We start from the raw sequence: 18105 nt of genomic DNA on the forward strand, positions 1-18105 counted from the left end.
CAACGCCAATGCCCCACCCGGCCGAGCGCGAAACAGGTTCACGACACCGGCCGGCCGAGCGGTGACTCAGGAGCCACGCCGGATGCGGCCCGCGTACCGGGCCTCCAGCGCCGCGTTGTGCTCGTCGCCGTCCGGGATGTTCGCCGACAGGTAGACCGGGGGCCGCTCCCCCGCCGCCAGCAACCGGGCCACCACCTCCACGGTGACCTGCTGCGCCAACAGCGCCGCGGTGATCGAGGAGACCGCGCCGACGGCGCCACCACCGGGCAACGGCAGCGTCGCGTCGCCGTACGGCGCACCGTTGTCGAGCACCACGTCGGCGAGGTCGGCCAGCTTGTGCCCCGAGGGGTGCCGGGAGGTCATCCGGCCGGAGTGCTGTGCGGAGGTGATCGCGACCAGCCCGTGGCCATGCTGCTTGACCAGCGTGGCGAACTCCACCATCGCTCCGTTGACCCCGGAGTTCGAGGCGAGCACGAAGACGTCGGAGGGCCGGACCGGGGCCAGCTCGTAGAGCCGGTGCGCCACCGCCGGATCCCGTTCCAGCAGCGGGCCGAGCCGGTCGGCCGGCTCCCCGCCGAGCAGCACCAGGTCACGCAGGGCGATCCGGTTGGTCGGCACGAGGCCACCCGCCCTGCCGGCGATCTCCATGGCGAGGGCCTCCGAGTGCCCGGTGCCGAAGGCGTGCACCACCCCGTCGGCACGGACGGCGTCGGCGATCAGGTCGGCGGCCCGCCCCACCGCCTCCCGCTGGCTGGCGGCCACCCGGCCGATCGTCTCGGTCACCACGGCCAGGTAGTCCTCGGCGCTCACCGTCATGCGTCCTCCGTTGTCCGGTTGCGGGCCAGCCATTGCACCGCGAAGTCGACCGCCGCCCGCTGGCGCATCAACCTGCCGGTCGCGACGCCGACCGGTCCGGCACGGACCGCACCGGTGGCGTCCAGGTCCCGGCCCAACGCGACGAAGTCGGTCGCGTCGAGCCGTACGTCCTGCCACCACACCCAGTCGCGGCCACCGTCGGCGGTGCGCACCGCCGCCCCGACCCGCTCCCGGGGCGGGCCCGGCCGGCGGTACTCGGCCAGGTGCAGTGAGGTGTTCACCCCGTGGTCCACGCCGAGGAGCAGCACGTCGGCGTCCCGCTCGTAGAGCCGTGCCAGCGGAGAGCCCTCACCGAGCATGTCGGCCCTGGCGTGCCCACCCACCACCTGCTCGGCGGCCGGCCCGAGCGCGGCGAACGACACCTGTGGATGCGAGCTGCGCAGCGCGCCGGGCCAGCAGCGGATCGTCTCGGCGAACACCCCCATGCACCGGCTCGGCGTGACCGCCGGGTCGAAACCGGGCATCTCCGCGCGGATCAGCGGCCACCAGTCCACCGGCACCGGCGGGTTGCGCCACTCGGCGGGGTCGCTGTTGTCCGGCGTGTGGGTGGGCACCACGATCGTGCCGTCCGGGCCGAGGACGTCGCGCAGGGCGAGCGCCACCGCCTGCGGCCCGCCGCACACGTAGCCCAGCGAGCGCAGCCCGGCGTGCACCAGCAGCGTCGCCCCTGGGCGTACGCCCAGCAGCCGAAGCTGCGCGGCGAGCGTCCGTCGGGTGCCCGGCGCGCTGGCGTCCGTCGTCACGGTGGTCCTCCTCGTTGCGTGGCGCGGCTCAGGCCGAGCCGGCGACCCGGGCCAGGATCGCCTCGGCCAGCGGGCCGGGCGCCGCGTCCGGAATCCAGTGACTCACCCCGGGCAGCTGGATGAAGCGGTAATCGCCGGTGACGTTCTCGGCGCACGCCTCGGCGGCGGTCCGGCCGATGGCGATGTCGCGGTCACTCCACACGTACGTCGTCGGCACCGCGACCGGGCCGACGCCGGCCAGGTCGGCGCGGGACATCGCCCGGTACCAGTTCAGGGCGGCGGTGAGCGCCCCCGGCTCGCGCATCGGGTCGGCGTAGCGGTCCACCCGGGTCGCGTCACCCACCCCGCCGAGGAGCTTGCGCAGCGCGGTCGCGTTCCACGCCAGCAGCATCTTCTCGGCCTTCTCCTCCTTGCGGAACAGCGCGATGTACGACGAGCGGGCCTTCTGCTGCCCGTCGTTGGCGAGCGCGTGCGCCATGGCCGCCGGATGGGGTACGGACACCGCGGTCAGCGTGCGGACCCGCTCGGGGTGCCCGGCAGCCACCGCCCAGGCCACGATGGCGCCCCAGTCGTGGCCGACCAGGTGGACGGCGCCCAGGCCGAGCGCGTCGAGCACGGCCACCACGTCGGCGACCAGCTCGGGGATCCGGTACTCGGCGACCGCCGCCGGCCGGGCGCCCGGAGAGTAGCCGCGCTGGTCGAGCGCGTACGTGGCCAGGCCGGCGGTGTGCAGCGTCGGGACGACCTCGTCCCACTCCCCGGAGTGCTGGGGGAAGCCGTGCAGCAGCAGGACGGGCGCCCCGCCCGACGGACCACCGGTGTGTACCTCGAACGTGAGACCTCGCGCGTCGACCCGCATGATCGTCAGACTACCCAGCGCAGCGCCGGCTGACCGTACGCCGAGGTGGCGGTCTCCCTGCTGGGCCGGCGACCCTCGTCGGTGCTAGCGTCAGCGAGACAACTTCACATCCGACAGGGGAGCGCACAGCGCTGAGAGTGCGGGCACGCCCGCAGACCCTCGAACCTGATCTGGGTAATGCCAGCGCAGGGAGTTCGGTCGACCTCCAGCCGCGCCGCCGTCCGGTGCCAACCGGGCGTGCGGCGTGCGTCTTCTCCTGGTTCGCACTCTGGACTGGGAGCATCCACATGAACCACAGCGACACCAACCGCTGGCGCACCATCGACATCGTGGTCGCCTCGGTGATCGCGGTCGCCTTCGGCGTCATCTTCTGGGCCTGGGGCCTGGTCTGGAGCGCCACCGAGGGTGCGTTCGCCTTCTTCCCGCCGGCGCAGACCCTGCTCTACGGTGTCTGGCTGATGCCGGCCGTGCTCGGTGGGCTGGTCATCCGCAAGCCCGGCGCCGCGCTCTACTGCGAGACGGTGGCCGCGGTCCTCTCCGCCCTGCTGGGCAGCCAGTGGGCCGGCACGGTGATCCCGCAGGGCATCGTGCAGGGCATCGGCGCCGAGCTGGCCTTCGCGGCCTTCCGGTACCGGTCGTTCCGGCTGCCGACCGCGGTGCTCGCCGGCGCGCTGACCGGGCTCAGCGCCGCGCTGTTCGACTTCTTCGTCTGGAACGTCGACTACGCGCTCGGCGACTACCGCATCCCGTACGCGCTGCTCACCATCGTCAGCGCCACGCTCATCGCCGGCGCCGGCGGTTGGCTGCTCACCCGCGCCCTGGCCAACACCGGCGTCCTCGACCGCTTCCCGGTAGGCCGCGAACGCGCAGCCATCTAACCCCACCCCACACCCCTCACCCCCACTCCCGTCGTTGATCAAGAGGTTTGCGTCAACGAAGGGCGGCCAACTGACGCAGATCACTTGAACAACGACCGGAACACGGGCGGCCGGCACGGGAGGGAGGGTGGGGGTTGGTGAGCGGGGTACTGCTGCGGGGGTTCGGGTGGCGGCACGCCGGGCGGCGGGCCTGGGCGGTACGCGGTGTGGACCTGCGGGTCGAGGCGGGCGAGCGGGTGTTGCTGCTGGGGCCGTCGGGGGCTGGCAAGAGCACCCTGCTCAGCGCGCTGGCCGGGCTGCTGCCGGAGGACTCCGGCGAGCAGGAGGGCACCGTCGAGATCGACGGGCTCGACCCCCGCAAGGCCCGGGAACGCGTCGGCATCGTCTTCCAGGACCCGGAGACCCAGCTGGTGATGGCCCGCTGCGGCGACGACGTCGCGTTCGGGCTGGAGAACCGGGGGGTACCGGCCGGTGAGATCTGGCCCCGGGTGGACGAGGCGCTGCACCGGGTCGGCTTCCCGTACTCCCGGGACCGGAACACCGCCGCGCTCTCCGGCGGCGAGCAGCAACGCCTCGCCCTCGCCGGTGCGCTGGCGCTGCGCCCCGGCCTCCTGCTGCTCGACGAGCCCACCGCCAACCTCGATCCTGCCGGTGCCACCCTGGTCCGGCGCGCGGTGGCCGGCGCGCTGGACGCCGACACCACGCTGATCCTGGTCGAGCACCGGGTCGCCGAGGCGCTGCCGCTGGTCGACCGGGTCGTCGTTCTGGAACCGGGCGGCGGTGTCCGCGCGGACGGCCCGCCCGGGGAGGTCTTCGCCACGCACGGCGCCGCGCTCGCCGCCGAGGGCGTCTGGGTGCCTGGTCACCCCATCGCGCCCCGGCCGGCGACCGCCACCCCGGGGGAGTTGTTGCTCACCGCCGAGGGGCTCGGCCTGCCGCCCCGGCTGGGCGCCACCGACCTGGGGGTACGCGCCGGGGAGGCGCTCGCCGTACGCGGACCCAACGGGGCCGGCAAGTCGACCCTGGCTCTGCTGCTGGGCGGGCTGCTCCGGCCGGGCACGGGGCGGGTCACCGCGTCCGCCGAGCTGGCCGGGGCGGATCGGCGCACTCCCCCGCACCGGTGGCGGGCACCCGCGCTCGCCCGGCGGATCGGGTCGGTCTTCCAGGATCCGGAGCACCAGTTCGTCACCAGCACCGTCTTCGACGAGTTGGCCCTCGGCCCGCGCCGGACCGGCCAGCCGGAGGCGGCGGTCAACGACACCGTGGCCGGGCTGCTGGACCGGCTGCGGCTGGACCGGCTCGCCGCCGCCAACCCGTACACCCTCTCCGGTGGCGAGGCGCGGAGGCTGAGCGTGGCGACGGCCCTGGCCACGGCGCCCCGTCTGCTGATCTGCGACGAACCCACCTTCGGCCAGGACCGACGCACCTGGCGGGAGTTGGTCGACCTCTTCGCCGACCTGCGCGACGCCGGGCACGGCGTCGTGACGGTCACCCACGACGTGGACTTCGTCGCCGCGCTCGCCGACCGCACCGTCACCCTGGAGCGACCGTGACCAGCCGGGACGACATCCGATGATCAGCATCGAGCCGGTCGCCGCGCCCGGTGCGCCGCTGGCCCGCCGCAACCCGGTGGCGAAGGTGGCCGCCGCACTGGTGTTCTCGTTCACCCTGCTGGCCACCCTCGACCCGGTGGCCCCGGCGATCGCCATCGCGGTCGAGCTCGCCGTGCTGCCGCTGTTCGGCATCCGCTACCGGGTGCTGGCCCGGCGGGCCTGGCCGCTGTTGGTCAGCGCCGCCGGCATCCTGATCACGCTGGTGCTCTTCGCCGCCGACCGGTCCGGCCGGGTCCTGCTGGACGTGGGACCGGTGCTGGTGACCACCGGAGTGCTGCTCACCGCGCTCGGCCTGGTGCTGCGGGTGCTGGCGGTGGCCCTGCCCGGCGTGATCGTCTTCGCCACCACCGACCCCACCGACCTGGCCGACGCGCTGATCCAGAACGCGAAGGCACCGGCCCGGTTCGCCATCGGGGCGCTGGCCGCGTTCCGGCTGGTGCCGCTGCTCGGTCAGGAGTGGCAGATGATCAGCATGGCCCGACGGGCTCGGGGCGTCGACGCCGGCCGCAACCCGGTGGCGAAGCTGCGGCTGTTCACCTCGACCGCGTTCGCCCTGCTGGTCGGTGCGATCCGCCGGGGCACCCGGTTGGCCGTGGCCATGGACGCGCGCGGCTTCGACGCCGGCACCCCGCGCACCGTGGCCCGCCGCCAGCCCTTCACCCGCGCCGACACCCTGCTCATCGCCGCAGCCGCCGCGCTGGCCGCCACCGCCCTGACCACGAGCATCCTCGTCGGAACCTTCCGCCCCCTGATCGGCTGAGTCGCCGCTCCCCCATCGCGCCGACCGGCGTCTCTCCACGCCTCGCCTCGCCGCCGCGCCGGCATGATCCGCACACCATCAGGGATGGTGCTGCTTCGTTGGGCGGTGAGGCAGCACCATCCGTGTTGGTGCTGCCTCACCTCCGCAACCCTGGGACAGCGCCGCCGGGTGGTGCGGGTCGGTCAGCTACGGCGGAAGGCGTAGCGGCGGCTCTGGCCAGCTTGTTGGCCACGTCCGCCGGTCGAGCGCGTCCCGCCACCCTGCGGCGGTCCGGCCGTCGGTGCCTTCGGTCGCCCGGCCACCTTCGGCAGGTCTGCCACCACCGGCGCGTCGACCACTACCGGCACGTCGACGGGCGGCACCAGCTCACCCGGCACCGCCGCCGGCAGAGCCGACTGGTTCAGCACCGCCGGCAGTGGCGGCTCGACCAGCACTGCCGGCTCACCCAACGCTGCCGGAAGAGCCGGCTCGACCAGGAGCGTCGGTTCAACCGCGAGATCCACGGCGGGGCGGGTTGGTAGGAGCGCGTCATGGCCGGCCGCCGGGTCTGCGCCGGCGGGCGTGGGTGTGGTGGTACGGGACCTCTTCGGTTTGCGCCTCGCGGGCATCCGGGCCTCCTTCGGTGCCGACCGTCACTGCCGGTCCCGCGCTCCGGGGCCGGTCGGCTCGACTGGTGACCGTCGCGGCGCGACAGTCGAATCGGGAAGGGACTGCTCACCGGGATCGACAGCGCCAGCCACCGCCACACGGCGGGAGGAGAATGCGGGACGCCCGGGAGCGCACGGACCGCGGCGCGGGGCTGCGGGCCGGCTCGGAGGTGGGGCGTCACTTACGCATGCCGGCACGCTATCGCGTGGGTGGGCGGCGGCGCATCCGGTTTTCCTGGCACCATCGGCGGCATGCTGATCGCGTTCTCGATTACCCCGCTCGGTGTCGGTGAGTCCGTCGGTGACCTGGTGGCCGAGGCGGTGCGGGTGGTCCGCGAGTCGGGTCTGCCCAACCGGACGGATGCCATGTTCACCATCGTCGAGGGCGAGTGGGACGAGGTGATGGCGGTGGTGAAGCGGGCCGTCGACGTGGTGGGCGCGCAGGCACCCCGGGTGAGTGTGGTGCTCAAGGCCGACATCCGTCCGGGAGTGACCGACGCGCTCACCGCGAAGGTGGCCCACGTGGAGGATCGGCTGGCCCGGGGCTGAGCGCCACCGGTCGGTTACCGGCTGTCGACGACGCCGCCCGCACCGCCGCGCACCGCGATACGGTCGCAGCACGGCAGTGCGACGGTGAGAGGTGGCGGCACGGATGGCTGAGCAGGCGACGGCGCAGATCGGCGTGACCGGGCTGGCGGTGATGGGTCGCAACCTGGCCCGCAACCTGGCCCGCAACGGCTTCACGGTGGCGGTGCACAACCGCTCGCCCGAGCGCACGCGCAGCCTGATCGCCGAGCACGGCGACGAGGGCACGTTCGTGCCCGGTGAGTCGATGGCCGACTTCGTGGCGTCGCTGGAGCGGCCCCGCGCGGTGATCGTGATGGTCAAGGCCGGTGCGCCCACGGACGCGGTGATCGACGAACTGGTGCCGCTGCTGGAGGAGGGCGACATCGTCGTCGACTGCGGCAACGCCCACTTCGCCGACACGCGCCGCCGGGAGGAGGCGTTGCGCACGCACGGTCTGCACTTCGTCGGCACCGGCGTCTCCGGGGGCGAGGAGGGCGCACTGCTCGGGCCGAGCATCATGCCGGGCGGTTCCGCCGAGTCGTACGCGAAGCTCGGGCCGATGTTCGAGAAGATCTCCGCCCACGTGGACGGCGTCCCGTGCTGCATGCACGTCGGGCCGGACGGCGCCGGGCACTTCGTCAAGATGGTGCACAACGGCATCGAGTACGCCGACATGCAGCTGATCGCCGAGGCGTACGACCTGCTCCGGGCCGGCCTGGACGCCGAGCCGGCGGAGATCGCGGAGATCTTCCGCAACTGGAACGACGGCGAGCTGGAGTCCTTCCTCATCGAGATCACCGCGGACGTGCTGGCGCACCGCGACGCCGACTCCGGCCGGCCGTTCGTGGACGTGGTGCAGGACCGGGCCGAGCAGAAGGGCACCGGGCGGTGGACCGTGCAGAGCGCACTCGACCTCGGCATCCCGATCACCGGCATCGCCGAGGCGACCTTCGCGCGTTCGCTGTCCGGGCACGTGGACCAGCGTGCGGCGGCCCACCGGGCGTTTCCCGACGCTGGTGATAAGTGGCAGGTGGCCGACCGGGACGCGTTCATCGAGGACGTCCGCCGCGCGCTGCTCGCCTCGAAGATCGTCGCGTACGCGCAGGGCTTCGACCACATCCGCGCGGGCAGCCAGGAGTACGACTGGAACATCGACCTCGGCGGCACGGCAACCATCTGGCGGGGCGGCTGCATCATCCGGGCCCGGTTCCTGAACCGGATCCGGGAGGCGTACGACGAGCAGCCCGACCTGCCGACGCTGCTGGTGGCGCCGTACTTCGCCGACGCGGTCGGTGCCGGTGTGCCGAGCTGGCGGCGCGTCGTGGCCGACGCGGTCCGGGCGGGGGTGCCGACGCCGGCGTTCTCGTCGTCGCTGGCGTACTTCGACGCGCTGCGCGCCGAACGGCTGCCCGCCGCGCTGATCCAGGGCCTGCGGGACAACTTCGGCGCGCACACCTACCAGCGCGTCGACCGCGAGGGCTCGTTCCACACCACCTGGGCGGCTGACCGCACCGAATCGCCGGCCTGACGGCGGACGCCTGGCCTCGCCCCACCCGGGGTGGGGTCAGGCGATGGTGGCGTGCATCTCCCAGACCAGGATCTCGGCCGGCTCGTCCGCGGTGACCCGCCGCCCGCCCGTGCTGGTGAGCCGGGCCGCGTCGCCGGTGCCGAGGGGGCCGCTGCCCTCCAGGGTCACCGTGCCGTTGGGCACGTACAGGTGCACGTAGGGCGCGTCGGGCAGGGTGACCTCGTCGCCGGAGCCGAGCCGCGCGGCGTGCAGCGTGGCGTAGCGGTTGCGGATCCGGATGGCGGACGCGCCGTCGTAGCGGTCCATCCCGGAGGCGATCGGCACGAGGCCCCCGCGCAGCAGCTCGTCCTCGATCTCCAGCTGCTCGTAGCCGGGGTCGACGCCCTCCTCGTCGGGGAGCACCCACATCTGCACGAAGTGCACCGGATCGCTGTGCGGTTCCAGGTTGCTGAGCCGCCAGGCGTCGTTCTTCTCCGAGTGCAGGATGCCGGTGCCGGCGCTCATCCGCTGGGCGAGGCCCGGGTAGATGACCCCGGAGTGGCCGGTGGAGTCCTGGTGTACGAGGGACCCGCGCAGCACCCAGGTGACGATCTCCATGTCCTGGTGCGGGTGGGTCTCGAAGCCGGCACCCGGGCGGACCACGTCGTCGTTGTTGACCAGCAGCAGACCGTGGTGGGTGTTGGCCGGGTCGTAGTGCCGGGAGAACGAGAAGGAGTGCTTCGAGTCCAGCCAGGAGATCCGGGTGGCGAAGCGATCCTCGGCCCGGCGCAGGTCGACCGAGGGGGCGGACGCGGTCACCAGGCACGCTGCCCGGTGTCGGAGGGCGTCGGCGCCCAGGTCAGCGCCGGCTCCCCGGTGGCCAGCTCGGCGATCTCACCGCTGCGCAGTTGCGGCGTGTGACCGAACTCGGCGCAGTGCTGCTCGGCGATCTCCGCGCAGATGTCGGCCACCTGCTCGCAGATCGGGTCGCCCAGGTCGGCCGCGTTCAATGCCATGATCATCTTGTACCGGAGATCCCGCATGTCCACCCCCGACCGCCGTGGTCCCGCCACCTTCGGACCCTACCCGCCCCCACCCGTCGCCACCCCGAAACGACCAGGTGGGGACACGCGGCGGCGCCGCCCCCGGGAAGATCTGGGGGCGGCGCCGAGGGTCACGCGGGTTACCAGAACCGCCGGCGCTTGGCCTTCTGCGGGCGGATCATGTCGGCACCCTTGGTCAGCAACCGGCTCACCCCGGAGGGACCACGCCGGGCCTCCAGGGTGTGGCTGAGACGGCGGGCACCGGCCGCGGCCAGTGGCACCGCGACCGCCATCACCGCCCACTGTGCGATGCGCTTCTGGATCATGTGGGTTCACCTCCGTCAGTGGCTCCTGACGTCACTGATACCCACCGTGAGGTGCTGCCAAGCCTCCGTCAGACCACCGGGGCGACGGGGTTGGGCAACGCGCCGCCGAACCGCCGGTCCCGCTGGGCGTACAGCTCGCAGGCGTACCAGAGGTGGCGACGGTCGAAATCCGGCCAGAGCGTGTCCAGGAAGACCAGCTCGGCGTACGCGGTCTGCCAGAGCAGGAAGTTGGAGATCCGTTCCTCCCCGGAGGGCCGCAGGAACAGGTCCACCTCCGGAATCTCCGGGTGGTAGAGGTACTTCGCCACGGTCTTCTCGGTGACCTTCGCCGGATCCAGCCGGCCGGCCGCCACGTCGCGGGCGATCGCGGCGGCAGCGTCGCCGATCTCGGCCTGCCCGCCGTAGTTGACGCAGAACTGCAGCGTCAGCGTGGAGTTGCCGCGCGACATCTCCTCGGCGGTCTGCAACTCGGAGATGACGCTCTTCCACAGGCGCCCCGGCCGGCCCGACCAGACCACCCGGACGCCCAGGTCGACCAACTGGTCGCGGCGGCGGCGGATCACGTCCCGGTTGAAGCCCATCAGGAACCGGACCTCGTCCGGCGAGCGCCGCCAGTTCTCGGTCGAGAACGCGTACGCCGACAGATAGGGGATGCCCATCTCGATGGCGCCCTCGATGGTGTCGAAGAGGCTGTGCTCCCCCGCCTCGTGCCCCTTGGTGCGCGCCAACCCGCGCTCCTTGGCCCACCGGCCGTTGCCGTCCATCACCACCGCGACGTGCTTCGGCACCGCCTCGGTGGGCAGCGCCGGCGGGCGGGCGCCCGACGGGTGCGGTGTCGGCGGCACCGGCTCACGCCGGCCGGCCCTCATCGATCGGATCACTCGGCTCTCTCCCTGCTCGCACCGTCCGCCCCGGCCGCGACGTCGCCGCCCGGCTGGAGCATCGTGGCCCCGGCGCCCCCCGGCGGCGGGATCGTGCCGGCCACCGAGGGACCCCGGTCGACCAGCGGCAGCGAGCGTAGCGCGCGTTCCAGATGCCACTGCAGGTGCGCCGCGACCAGCCCACTGCACTCCCGGCGTACGCCGCTCTCGGTGGCGTCGGCGACCACCCAGTCGCCGGTGGTCAGCGCGGACATCAGATCGATGGTCGCCGGCGCGGGATGGGCCGCGCCGGGCGGCCGGCAGTCCGGGCAGACCGCGCCGCCGGCCGGCACGGAGAACGCCCGGTGCCGCCCGGGGGTGCCGCAGACCGCGCACGCGATCAGCGCCGGCGCCCACCCGGCGAGGGCCATCCCGCGCAGCAGGTACGCGTCGAGCACCAGCGTGGTGGCGTGCTCACCACGCGACAGTGCCTTCAACGCGCCCACGGTGAGCTGGAACAGCCGCAGCGACGGCTCCCGCTCCACCGGGGTCAGCCGCTCGGCGGTCTCGGCGATCGCGCTGGCCGCCGTGTAGCGGGGATAGTCACCCAGGAACCGCTTGCCGTACAGGTCGATGCCCTCGACCTGGCTGACGGTGTGCAGCGAGCTGCCGTGGTTGCCCTTCGGGTCGCCGGCGAGCTGGAGGTCGACGTGGCCGAACGGCTCCAGGCGGGCGCCGAACTTGCTGGTGGTGCGGCGGATGCCCCGGGCCACCGCGCGCAGCCGGCCGTGCCGGCGGGTGAGCAGGGTGATGATCCGGTCGGACTCGCCGAGCTTCTGCACACGCAGCACCACCGCGTCGTCGCGGTAGAGCTGTCGGCGGTACCCGGCCATCGGACCATTCTCCCTCGGGGTGTGAAATCAGGGTCGGTTCGGGGTGGATGCGCGGACGAACCCCGATGCGCCGGACTCGTGACCGGTCGTAGCGTGCTGGACATGGCACTGCACCGGATCTCCGCCCCGCGCCGTCGTCGCGCCGCCACCCCCGTCGCGTTGGGGCTGGCCACCACCCTCATCGTGCTCGCCGGGTGCGACAACCTGTCCTTCCGCCGGCTCGACTACGACGACACCGAGCCGGTCCGGGTCACCGCGATCCAGGTGCGGGGTGGCTCGGGCGACGTGGTCGTCCGCGGCACCGGCCCGGCGTCCGAGGCGCGGATCAAGCGGGTCGTGCGCTACCAGGGCGGGGAACCGGACAACGCCCGGTACGAGATCGAGGGCGGCGAGCTGGTGCTGGACACCGACTGCGGCTCGCGGTGCACCGTCTCCTACGAGGTGATTGTGCCGGAGGGCGTGGCCGTGCGGGGCGAGGTCGGCTCCGGCAACATCGAGCTGAGCCGCGTCGGCACGGTGGAGCTGCAGCTCGGCTCGGGTGACGTGCGGATCGCCGGAGCCTCCGGCGCGCTCGGGGTGGAGACCCGGTCGGGCAACATCGAGGTGAGCGAGGCCAGCGCGGCGGTACGGCTGCGCGCCTCGTCCGGGGACATCACCGCCCGCCGGCTGGCCGGCGCGGTCGACGCCGAGGCCAGCTCGGGCAACGTCACCGTCGAGCTGGACAAGCCGGCCTCCGCCCGTGCCCACGCCTCCAGCGGGGACGTCACGCTGCTGGTGCCGGCCGGCAGCTACCGGGTCCAGTCCAACGCCGGCTCCGGCGACGAGCGGGTGACCGTCGCCGACGACCCGGCCGCGTCCCTGGTGCTCGACGGCTCGGCCGGCAGCGGCAACGTCACGATCAGCCAGCGCTGATCTCGACGGTGGCCGCCTCCATGGGCACCCGCTGCGCCGGCACCACCGCTCGCCCGACCGTCGCCTCCGCCGGGCGGGCACCGGGTACGGCCGCCGGATCGGTGCCGGCTCGGGCCGCCGGTGTGGCAGCGGCCCGGGCCGGCGGTCCGGCGTTGCCCGACTGGCCCGCGGGCACCAGCTCCGGGACCCGGCGGGCTGCGACGTCCTCGACCCAGCCGACGGCCAGGGTGACCACCCCGACGAGCGCGAAGACCAGCAGCACCCGGATGGCCAGCCCCAGCGGATCCTGGTGGGACCAGCCGACCACGTCCACCAGCGGGGTGAGCGCCACCACGAACGGCATGTGCCAGAGATAGATGGTGAGCGCCCGTCGATTGACCACGGTCACCACCCGGTCGGCCAACCGGCTGCGCGCCAACCACGAGATCCCCGCCGGTGCCCGACCGAGGGCGATCAGGATGAACGCGGCGGACCAGAGGGCGTTGCCGAGGTGGTTGTCGTTGAGGTCGTACCCTCGCGGGCCGGGATGGGCGACGATCCAGGCCCCGCCGGCCACCGCGAGCACCAGCGCCGCCGGGTAGAGCACCCAACCGGCGAGCCGGCGCAGCATCCCCGCGTGGTGGGCGAAGCCGAGCAGCCACGCGCCGAAGTACAGCCCGAACTCGCGCAGCACCGGTGGCGCCGGGTAGATCCCCGCCTCGATCGCCACCAGCAGCAGGTACGGGGCGAGCAGGGTGGGCAGCGGAGCCCGCCGGAACAGCCAGAACGCGATCGGCGAGGCGAGCACGAACCACAGGTAGTCGCGCAGGTACCAGATGACGCTCAGCGCCAGGGCACCCCAGTGGTTGGCCGGCGGGTCGGCGACCGGGAACAGCCACAGCAGCAGCCGCGGTGTCACCGGTAACCCGGTGAACAGCATGGCCGGCACGAAGACCGCCGCCATGACCCACAGCGAGGGCAGCAGCCGGCGCAGCCGGCGACCGACCGCGGCCGGCCCGACGCGGGTCAGCGTGGCGGCCATCAGCGAGCCGGCCAGCGCGAACATCACCGACATGGCAGGGAAGACGAGCGTGAGGGTCGCCCACCCGGTGACGTGGTAGACGACCACTCGGACGATGGCCAGGAAACGGAGGACATCGAGGTACCTGTTGCGCATCAGCCTGCATCTCGGTCGGGGACACCGGATGTACGTCCCCTACCCTGCGCGGCGGCGGCACCAAACGGCCGGGACCCCGGGCAAACGTGAATCTTGCCATCGGCCCGACCGAAGATGATCACGCCCGAGGGGTACGCCGCACCCCGCGCCGGACCGACCGGGAGTGCCCGGCCGGACCGGTGGGATGCGTCAGAAACCGAGTTTGCGCAGCTGCTTCGGGTCGCGCTGCCAGTCCTTCGCCACCCGCACGTGCAGATCCAGGTAGACCCGAGTGCCGAGCAGTTCCTCGATCTGCCGGCGGGCGTTGGTGCCGACCTCCTTGAGGCGGCTCGCCCGGTGACCGAGCACGATCGCCTTCTGGCTGGGCCGCTCCACGTACAGGTCGGCGTAGATCTTCATGACCTGACCCTCGGGGATCATCTCCTCCACCACCACGGCGATGGAGTGCGGCAGCTCGTCGCGGACCCCCTCCAGGGCAGCCTCCCGGATCAGCTCCGCGACCAGCACCTGCTCCGGGTCGTCGGTCAGCATGTCGTCCGGGTAGAGCTGCGGGGACGCCGGCAGGTAGTCGGTCATCACGTCGACCAGGGTGTCGACCTGGTGCCCGGAGATCGCGCTCACCGGCACGATCGCCGCGAAGTCGCCCATCTCGCTGACCGCGAGGAGCTGCTCGGCCAGCCGGCGCTTGTCCACCAGGTCGGTCTTGGTGACCACCGCCAGCACGGTCGCCTTCAGCTCGGCCAGCTCGCCGGAGATGAACCGGTCACCGCGCCCGACCGGCTCGTCGGCCGGGATGCACAGGCCGATCACGTCGACCTCGGTCCACGTCGACCGGACCAGGTCGTTGAGGCGCTCGCCGAGCAGCGTACGCGGACGGTGCAGGCCCGGCGTGTCGACGAGGACCAGCTGCGACTCCGGCCGGTGCAGCACGGCCCGGATGACGTGCCGGGTCGTCTGCGGCTTGTTCGAGGTGATCGCGATCTTGGTGCCGACGATGGCGTTGGTCAACGTGGACTTGCCCGCGTTGGGCCGGCCGACGAAACAGCCGAACCCGGCCCGATAGGGGCGGGGCTGCGGGTCCTTCACGCCGCCGGTCACTGGGTCACCGTGCCGAGCACCGTGCCGTCCGGCGCGGCCACGTGGATCGGCGCGTCCACGGCGAGGTCGCGTACCGCTGCGTGCCCGGCGCCGTCCAGCGTCGACGCCTCGGTCACCACCGCCGCCGCCTCCAGCCGGCTCGCCCCGGCCGCCACGGCCGAGGCCACCGCCAACTGCAACGCCGTGAGCGTCAGCGAGGGCAGCGCGACGCTGGCCGCCGCGTACGTCCGGCCGTCCTGGTCCCGGACCGCGGCGCCCTCCACGGCGCCGACCCGCCCGCGGGCGCCCCGGGCCAGGACGACGAGCTTGCCGTCCTCGGCACTCAGCGGGGCCGGCGCGGTGGGGGTGGGCCGGGCGGCGGGCGCGGCGGGTGTCTCAGGCATCGGCGGGTTGCCTCTCCTCGTCTCGATTGTGACCTTGGTCGTCTCCGGGGCCGGCGTGCTCGCCGCGCCCCGCGTTGTCCTGCTCGTCGCCCGGCTCCACCTTGCTGACCAGGACGGTGTCGATCCGGTTGCGCCGGCCGGTGGTGCCCTCGGCGACCAGCCGCAGGCCGGCCACCTCGACCTCCGCCCCCGGGATCGGCACCCGCCCGAGCGACTGGGCGAGCAGACCACCGACCGTCTCCACCTCGTCGGTGGGCAGGTCGGTGTGGAACAGCTCGCCCAGATTCTCCACCGGCAGGCGGGCGGTGACCCGCACCGAGAAGTCGGTCAGGCGTTCGACCGGCGGGCGTTCGACATCGTACTCGTCGGTGATCTCGCCGACGATCTCCTCCAGGATGTCCTCGATCGTGACCAGGCCGCCGGTGCCGCCGTACTCGTCGACGACGATGACCAGGTGGTTGCGGGCGGCCTGCATCTCCGACAGCAGGTCGTCGACCGGCTTGGACTCCGGCACGAAGGTGGCCGGGCGCATCAGCTCGGCCACCGGCAGCTGCTCGGCCGCCGGGTCACCGCCGCGGGAGCGCCGGATCAGGTCCTTGAGGTAGAGGACGCCCAGCACGTCGTCGACGCTCTCGCCGATCACGGGGATGCGGGAGAAGCCGGAACGCAGGAAGAGCACCAGCGCCTGCGAGAGGGTCTTGCCCTCCTCGATCCACACCATCTCGGTACGCGGCACCATCACCTCGCGGGCGATGGTGTCGCCGAGCGCGAAGACCGAGTGGATCATCTGTCGCTCGCCGTGCTCCACCACGCCGCGCTGCTCGGCCAGGTCGACCAGCTCACGCAGCTCCACCTGCGTGGCGAACGGCCCCTCCCGGAAGCCGCGCCCCGGGGTGACCGCGTTGCCGATCAGGATGAGCAGCGACGCGAGTGGGTTGAGCGCCCGGCCCAGCCAGCGGACCAGCGGCGCCACCGCCCGCCCCACGGCGTACGCGTGCTGCCGGCCGATGGTGCGCGGGGCGACCCCGACCACCACGAAGCTGACGACGGTCATCGCGCCGGCGGTGACCAGCGCGGCCCGCCAGCCGGCGCCGAACGTGTCCACCGCGACCAGCGCCACCAGCGTGGTGGCGGTCAGCTCGGCGAGCAGCCGCAACAGCAGGAGCAGATTGAGGTGCCGGACCACGTCGCCGGCCACGGCCTGGAGGGTGCGGGCGCCGCGTACGCCGTCCCGGGCCAACTCGGCGGCTCGAGCCGGTGACACCGCGGCGAGCGCCGCCTCGGTCATCGCGATCACGCCGGCGAGCACGACCAGGCCGGCCGCGAAGACGATCAGTTGCAGGTCGGGCAGGCCGGCCGTGGGGCCGGCCGCCAGTAGTGGAGTGGGCATCACTGGGTGCGGGTCGACCGCCAGCTCGCCAGCAGTCGGGCCTGGAGCGCGAACATCTCCCGCTCCTCCTCCGGCTCGGCATGGTCGTAGCCGAGCAGGTGCAGCACCCCGTGCACGGTGAGCAGGTGCAGTTCGTCGGCCGGGGCGTGCCCGGCCGTCGCCGCCTGCTTGGCCGCCACCTCGGGGCAGAGCACGATGTCACCGAGCAGGGCGGGCTCGCCGCCGCTCGGGGCGGTCTCGCCCGGGCCGTGGTCGACGCTGCCCTCGTCCATGGGGAAGGCGAGCACGTCGGTCGGGCCGTCGCCACCCATCCAGCGATGGTTCAGCTCGGTCATGTAGTCGATGTCGACCAGCAGCACGGACAGCTCGGCGAGGGGGTTGACCCCCATCTCGTCGAGGGCGTGCCGGGCGACGGCGAGCACGGCGTCGGTGTCGACGTCGACACCGGACTCATTGGCGATCTCGATGGACAACAGCTTTCCTCTGCTTTAGCGGCGTCGGCCGGCCCGGCCGCCCTGGGCGGGTCGCCCGGGCACGGCGTGGACGCCCTGCGCCTGCTGGTTCTCCCGCTCGGCGTCCCAGCGGGCGTACGCGTCGACGATCTGCCCGACCAGCTGGTGGCGGACCACGTCGGAGCTGGACAACTGGGCGAAGTGCACGTCCTCGACGTTCTCCAGGATGTCCCGCACGACCCGCAGACCGCTGGTCGTCCCGCCGGGAAGGTCCACCTGGGTGACGTCACCGGTGACGACGATCTTGGAATTGAAGCCGAGCCGGGTGAGGAACATCTTCATCTGCTCGGGCGTGGTGTTCTGCGCCTCGTCCAGGATGATGAACGCGTCGTTGAGGGTCCGGCCACGCATGTACGCCAGCGGGGCGACCTCGATGGTGCCCGCCGCCATCAGCTTCGGGATCGACTCCGGGTCGAGCATGTCGTGCAGCGCGTCGTAGAGCGGGCGCAGGTACGGGTCGATCTTCTCGTTCAGCGTGCCGGGCAGGAAGCCCAGCCGCTCACCCGCCTCGACCGCCGGCCGGGTCAGGATGATCCGGTTGACCTGCTTGGCCTGCAACGCCTGGACGGCCTTCGCCATCGCCAGGTAGGTCTTGCCGGTGCCGGCCGGGCCGATGCCGAAGACGATGGTGTGCGAGTCGATCGCGTCGACATACCGCTTCTGCCCGAGGGTCTTGGGACGGATGGTGCGCCCGCGCCGGGAGAGGATGTTGAGCGTCAGGACCTCGGCCGGCCGCTCGGCGCTGCCCTGCTCGAGCATGCCGACGGTACGTTTCACCGCGTCAGTGGTCAGGGTCTCGCCTTTCTCGATGAGTTCGAGCAGCTCACTGAAAACCCGCTCGGCGAGGGCGTTGTCCGCGGGGGCACCGGTGATGGTGATCTCGTTGCCCCGGACGTGCACGTCACTGGTGACCGAGCGTTCGACGAGTCGTAGGATCTCGTCACCCGCGCCGAGGAGATTGACCATGATCTTCGAGTCGGGCACGGTGATCCTGGTCTGCACCCGGGGCGGGCCGGGAGGTGGGGTGCCGGTCATAAGTTGGGCCGAAGGGCCCTGCGCACCTGCTCTCGATCTCAGCGCCG

General features: G+C 72.8%; 21 protein-coding genes and 1 riboswitch. Of the genes, 6 read left to right on the top strand and 15 right to left on the bottom strand.

Features of this window, described 5'->3' with window-relative positions; genetic code table 11:
- Nucleotides 1-66: 66 nt before the first annotated feature.
- Genes M8C17_RS19400 through M8C17_RS19410 form a run of 3 tightly spaced genes read right to left on the bottom strand, consistent with a single transcriptional unit; the run spans nt 67 to nt 2478 of the window.
- Nucleotides 67-816 (bottom strand): sugar isomerase domain-containing protein, encoded by a 750-nt coding sequence (locus tag M8C17_RS19400; RefSeq protein ID WP_252417912.1) that lies wholly within the window; start codon nt 814-816, stop codon nt 67-69.
- Nucleotides 813-1619 carry an aminoglycoside N(3)-acetyltransferase gene (locus M8C17_RS19405; RefSeq protein ID WP_252417913.1) on the bottom strand — a complete coding sequence of 269 codons (807 nt, stop codon included), beginning with the start codon at nt 1617-1619 and terminating at the stop codon, nt 813-815. The genes M8C17_RS19400 and M8C17_RS19405 overlap by 4 nt, the downstream gene beginning before the upstream one ends.
- A 28-nt stretch (nt 1620-1647) precedes the next feature.
- Nucleotides 1648-2478 carry an alpha/beta fold hydrolase gene (locus M8C17_RS19410; RefSeq protein WP_252417914.1) on the bottom strand — a complete coding sequence of 277 codons (831 nt, stop codon included), beginning with the start codon at nt 2476-2478 and terminating at the stop codon, nt 1648-1650.
- Between the two features lie 105 nt (nt 2479-2583).
- Nucleotides 2584-2688, top strand: a riboswitch (TPP riboswitch).
- Nucleotides 2689-2765: 77 nt separating this feature from the next.
- On the opposite strand from M8C17_RS19410, the gene M8C17_RS19415 reads away from it, so the two are divergent.
- From M8C17_RS19415 to M8C17_RS19425, 3 genes are all read left to right on the top strand, one after another.
- Nucleotides 2766-3356 carry an ECF transporter S component gene (locus tag M8C17_RS19415; protein WP_252417915.1) on the top strand — a complete coding sequence of 197 codons (591 nt, stop codon included), beginning with the start codon at nt 2766-2768 and terminating at the stop codon, nt 3354-3356.
- Nucleotides 3357-3493: 137 nt separating this feature from the next.
- Entirely contained in the window at nt 3494-4909 is a 1416-nt protein-coding gene (locus M8C17_RS19420) for an ABC transporter ATP-binding protein (protein WP_252417916.1), read from the top strand.
- 19 nt (nt 4910-4928) lie between these two features.
- Complete coding sequence (locus M8C17_RS19425) at nt 4929-5729, top strand: energy-coupling factor transporter transmembrane protein EcfT (protein WP_252417917.1); 801 nt, start codon at nt 4929-4931, stop codon at nt 5727-5729.
- Nucleotides 5730-5911: 182 nt separating this feature from the next.
- On the opposite strand, the gene M8C17_RS19430 is transcribed toward M8C17_RS19425, so the two are convergent.
- Nucleotides 5912-6232, bottom strand: a complete 321-nt coding sequence (locus M8C17_RS19430; RefSeq protein WP_252417989.1) for a hypothetical protein — start codon at nt 6230-6232, stop codon at nt 5912-5914.
- A gap of 396 nt (nt 6233-6628) precedes the next feature.
- On the opposite strand from M8C17_RS19430, the gene M8C17_RS19435 reads away from it, so the two are divergent.
- Both M8C17_RS19435 and gndA read left to right on the top strand, forming a co-directional pair.
- A complete protein-coding gene (locus tag M8C17_RS19435) occupies nt 6629-6925 on the top strand; it encodes an MTH1187 family thiamine-binding protein (protein ID WP_252417918.1) in 297 nt (98 codons plus the stop codon).
- A gap of 103 nt (nt 6926-7028) precedes the next feature.
- On the top strand, nt 7029-8471 hold the full coding sequence (gene gndA / locus M8C17_RS19440) for an NADP-dependent phosphogluconate dehydrogenase (protein WP_252417919.1): 1443 nt from the start codon (nt 7029-7031) through the stop codon (nt 8469-8471).
- Nucleotides 8472-8507: 36 nt separating this feature from the next.
- On the opposite strand, the gene M8C17_RS19445 is transcribed toward gndA, so the two are convergent.
- The 5 genes from M8C17_RS19445 to recO form a co-directional block, all read right to left on the bottom strand.
- On the bottom strand, nt 8508-9269 hold the full coding sequence (locus M8C17_RS19445) for a pirin-like bicupin family protein (RefSeq protein WP_252417920.1): 762 nt from the start codon (nt 9267-9269) through the stop codon (nt 8508-8510).
- On the bottom strand, nt 9266-9466 hold the full coding sequence (locus M8C17_RS19450; RefSeq protein WP_252417921.1) for a thioredoxin reductase: 201 nt from the start codon (nt 9464-9466) through the stop codon (nt 9266-9268). Before M8C17_RS19450 ends, M8C17_RS19445 begins: the two co-directional genes overlap by 4 nt.
- A 167-nt stretch (nt 9467-9633) precedes the next feature.
- On the bottom strand, nt 9634-9819 hold the full coding sequence (locus M8C17_RS19455) for a hypothetical protein (RefSeq protein ID WP_252417922.1): 186 nt from the start codon (nt 9817-9819) through the stop codon (nt 9634-9636).
- Between the two features lie 68 nt (nt 9820-9887).
- Nucleotides 9888-10688 (bottom strand): isoprenyl transferase, encoded by an 801-nt coding sequence (locus M8C17_RS19460; RefSeq protein ID WP_252417982.1) that lies wholly within the window; start codon nt 10686-10688, stop codon nt 9888-9890.
- Nucleotides 10689-10696: 8 nt separating this feature from the next.
- Nucleotides 10697-11572: a DNA repair protein RecO gene (recO, locus tag M8C17_RS19465; protein ID WP_252417923.1), complete on the bottom strand. Its 876-nt coding sequence runs from the start codon at nt 11570-11572 to the stop codon at nt 10697-10699.
- 102 nt (nt 11573-11674) lie between these two features.
- Here recO and M8C17_RS19470 point away from each other — a divergent pair, with 102 nt between their 5' ends.
- The gene (locus tag M8C17_RS19470) at nt 11675-12484 is read left to right on the top strand and encodes a DUF4097 family beta strand repeat-containing protein (RefSeq protein ID WP_252417924.1); all 810 of its coding nucleotides are present in this window, start codon (nt 11675-11677) and stop codon (nt 12482-12484) included.
- Here the strand turns inward: M8C17_RS19470 and M8C17_RS19475 are convergent.
- The 6 genes from M8C17_RS19475 to M8C17_RS19500 all read right to left on the bottom strand — a co-directional run bounded on the left by M8C17_RS19475 (nt 12471) and on the right by M8C17_RS19500 (nt 18058).
- Complete coding sequence (locus M8C17_RS19475; RefSeq protein WP_252417925.1) at nt 12471-13640, bottom strand: acyltransferase; 1170 nt, start codon at nt 13638-13640, stop codon at nt 12471-12473. The two genes, M8C17_RS19470 and M8C17_RS19475, sit on opposite strands and share 14 nt — an antisense overlap.
- A gap of 189 nt (nt 13641-13829) precedes the next feature.
- The gene (gene era / locus M8C17_RS19480) at nt 13830-14726 is read right to left on the bottom strand and encodes a GTPase Era (RefSeq protein WP_252417983.1); all 897 of its coding nucleotides are present in this window, start codon (nt 14724-14726) and stop codon (nt 13830-13832) included.
- Between the two features lie 8 nt (nt 14727-14734).
- Nucleotides 14735-15121: a cytidine deaminase gene (locus M8C17_RS19485; RefSeq protein ID WP_252417926.1), complete on the bottom strand. Its 387-nt coding sequence runs from the start codon at nt 15119-15121 to the stop codon at nt 14735-14737.
- On the bottom strand, nt 15114-16535 hold the full coding sequence (locus tag M8C17_RS19490) for a hemolysin family protein (RefSeq protein WP_374558680.1): 1422 nt from the start codon (nt 16533-16535) through the stop codon (nt 15114-15116). The genes M8C17_RS19485 and M8C17_RS19490 overlap by 8 nt, the downstream gene beginning before the upstream one ends.
- Nucleotides 16511-16984, bottom strand: coding sequence for an rRNA maturation RNase YbeY (gene ybeY, locus M8C17_RS19495; protein WP_252417928.1), 474 nt, complete (start codon nt 16982-16984; stop codon nt 16511-16513). Before ybeY ends, M8C17_RS19490 begins: the two co-directional genes overlap by 25 nt.
- Nucleotides 16985-16999: 15 nt before the next feature.
- Nucleotides 17000-18058 (bottom strand): PhoH family protein, encoded by a 1059-nt coding sequence (locus M8C17_RS19500; RefSeq protein ID WP_252417929.1) that lies wholly within the window; start codon nt 18056-18058, stop codon nt 17000-17002.
- Nucleotides 18059-18105 lie beyond the last annotated feature (47 nt).

The sequence above is a fragment of the Micromonospora sp. RHAY321 genome (assembly GCF_023896955.1).
Lineage (GTDB): Bacteria > Actinomycetota > Actinomycetes > Mycobacteriales > Micromonosporaceae > Micromonospora.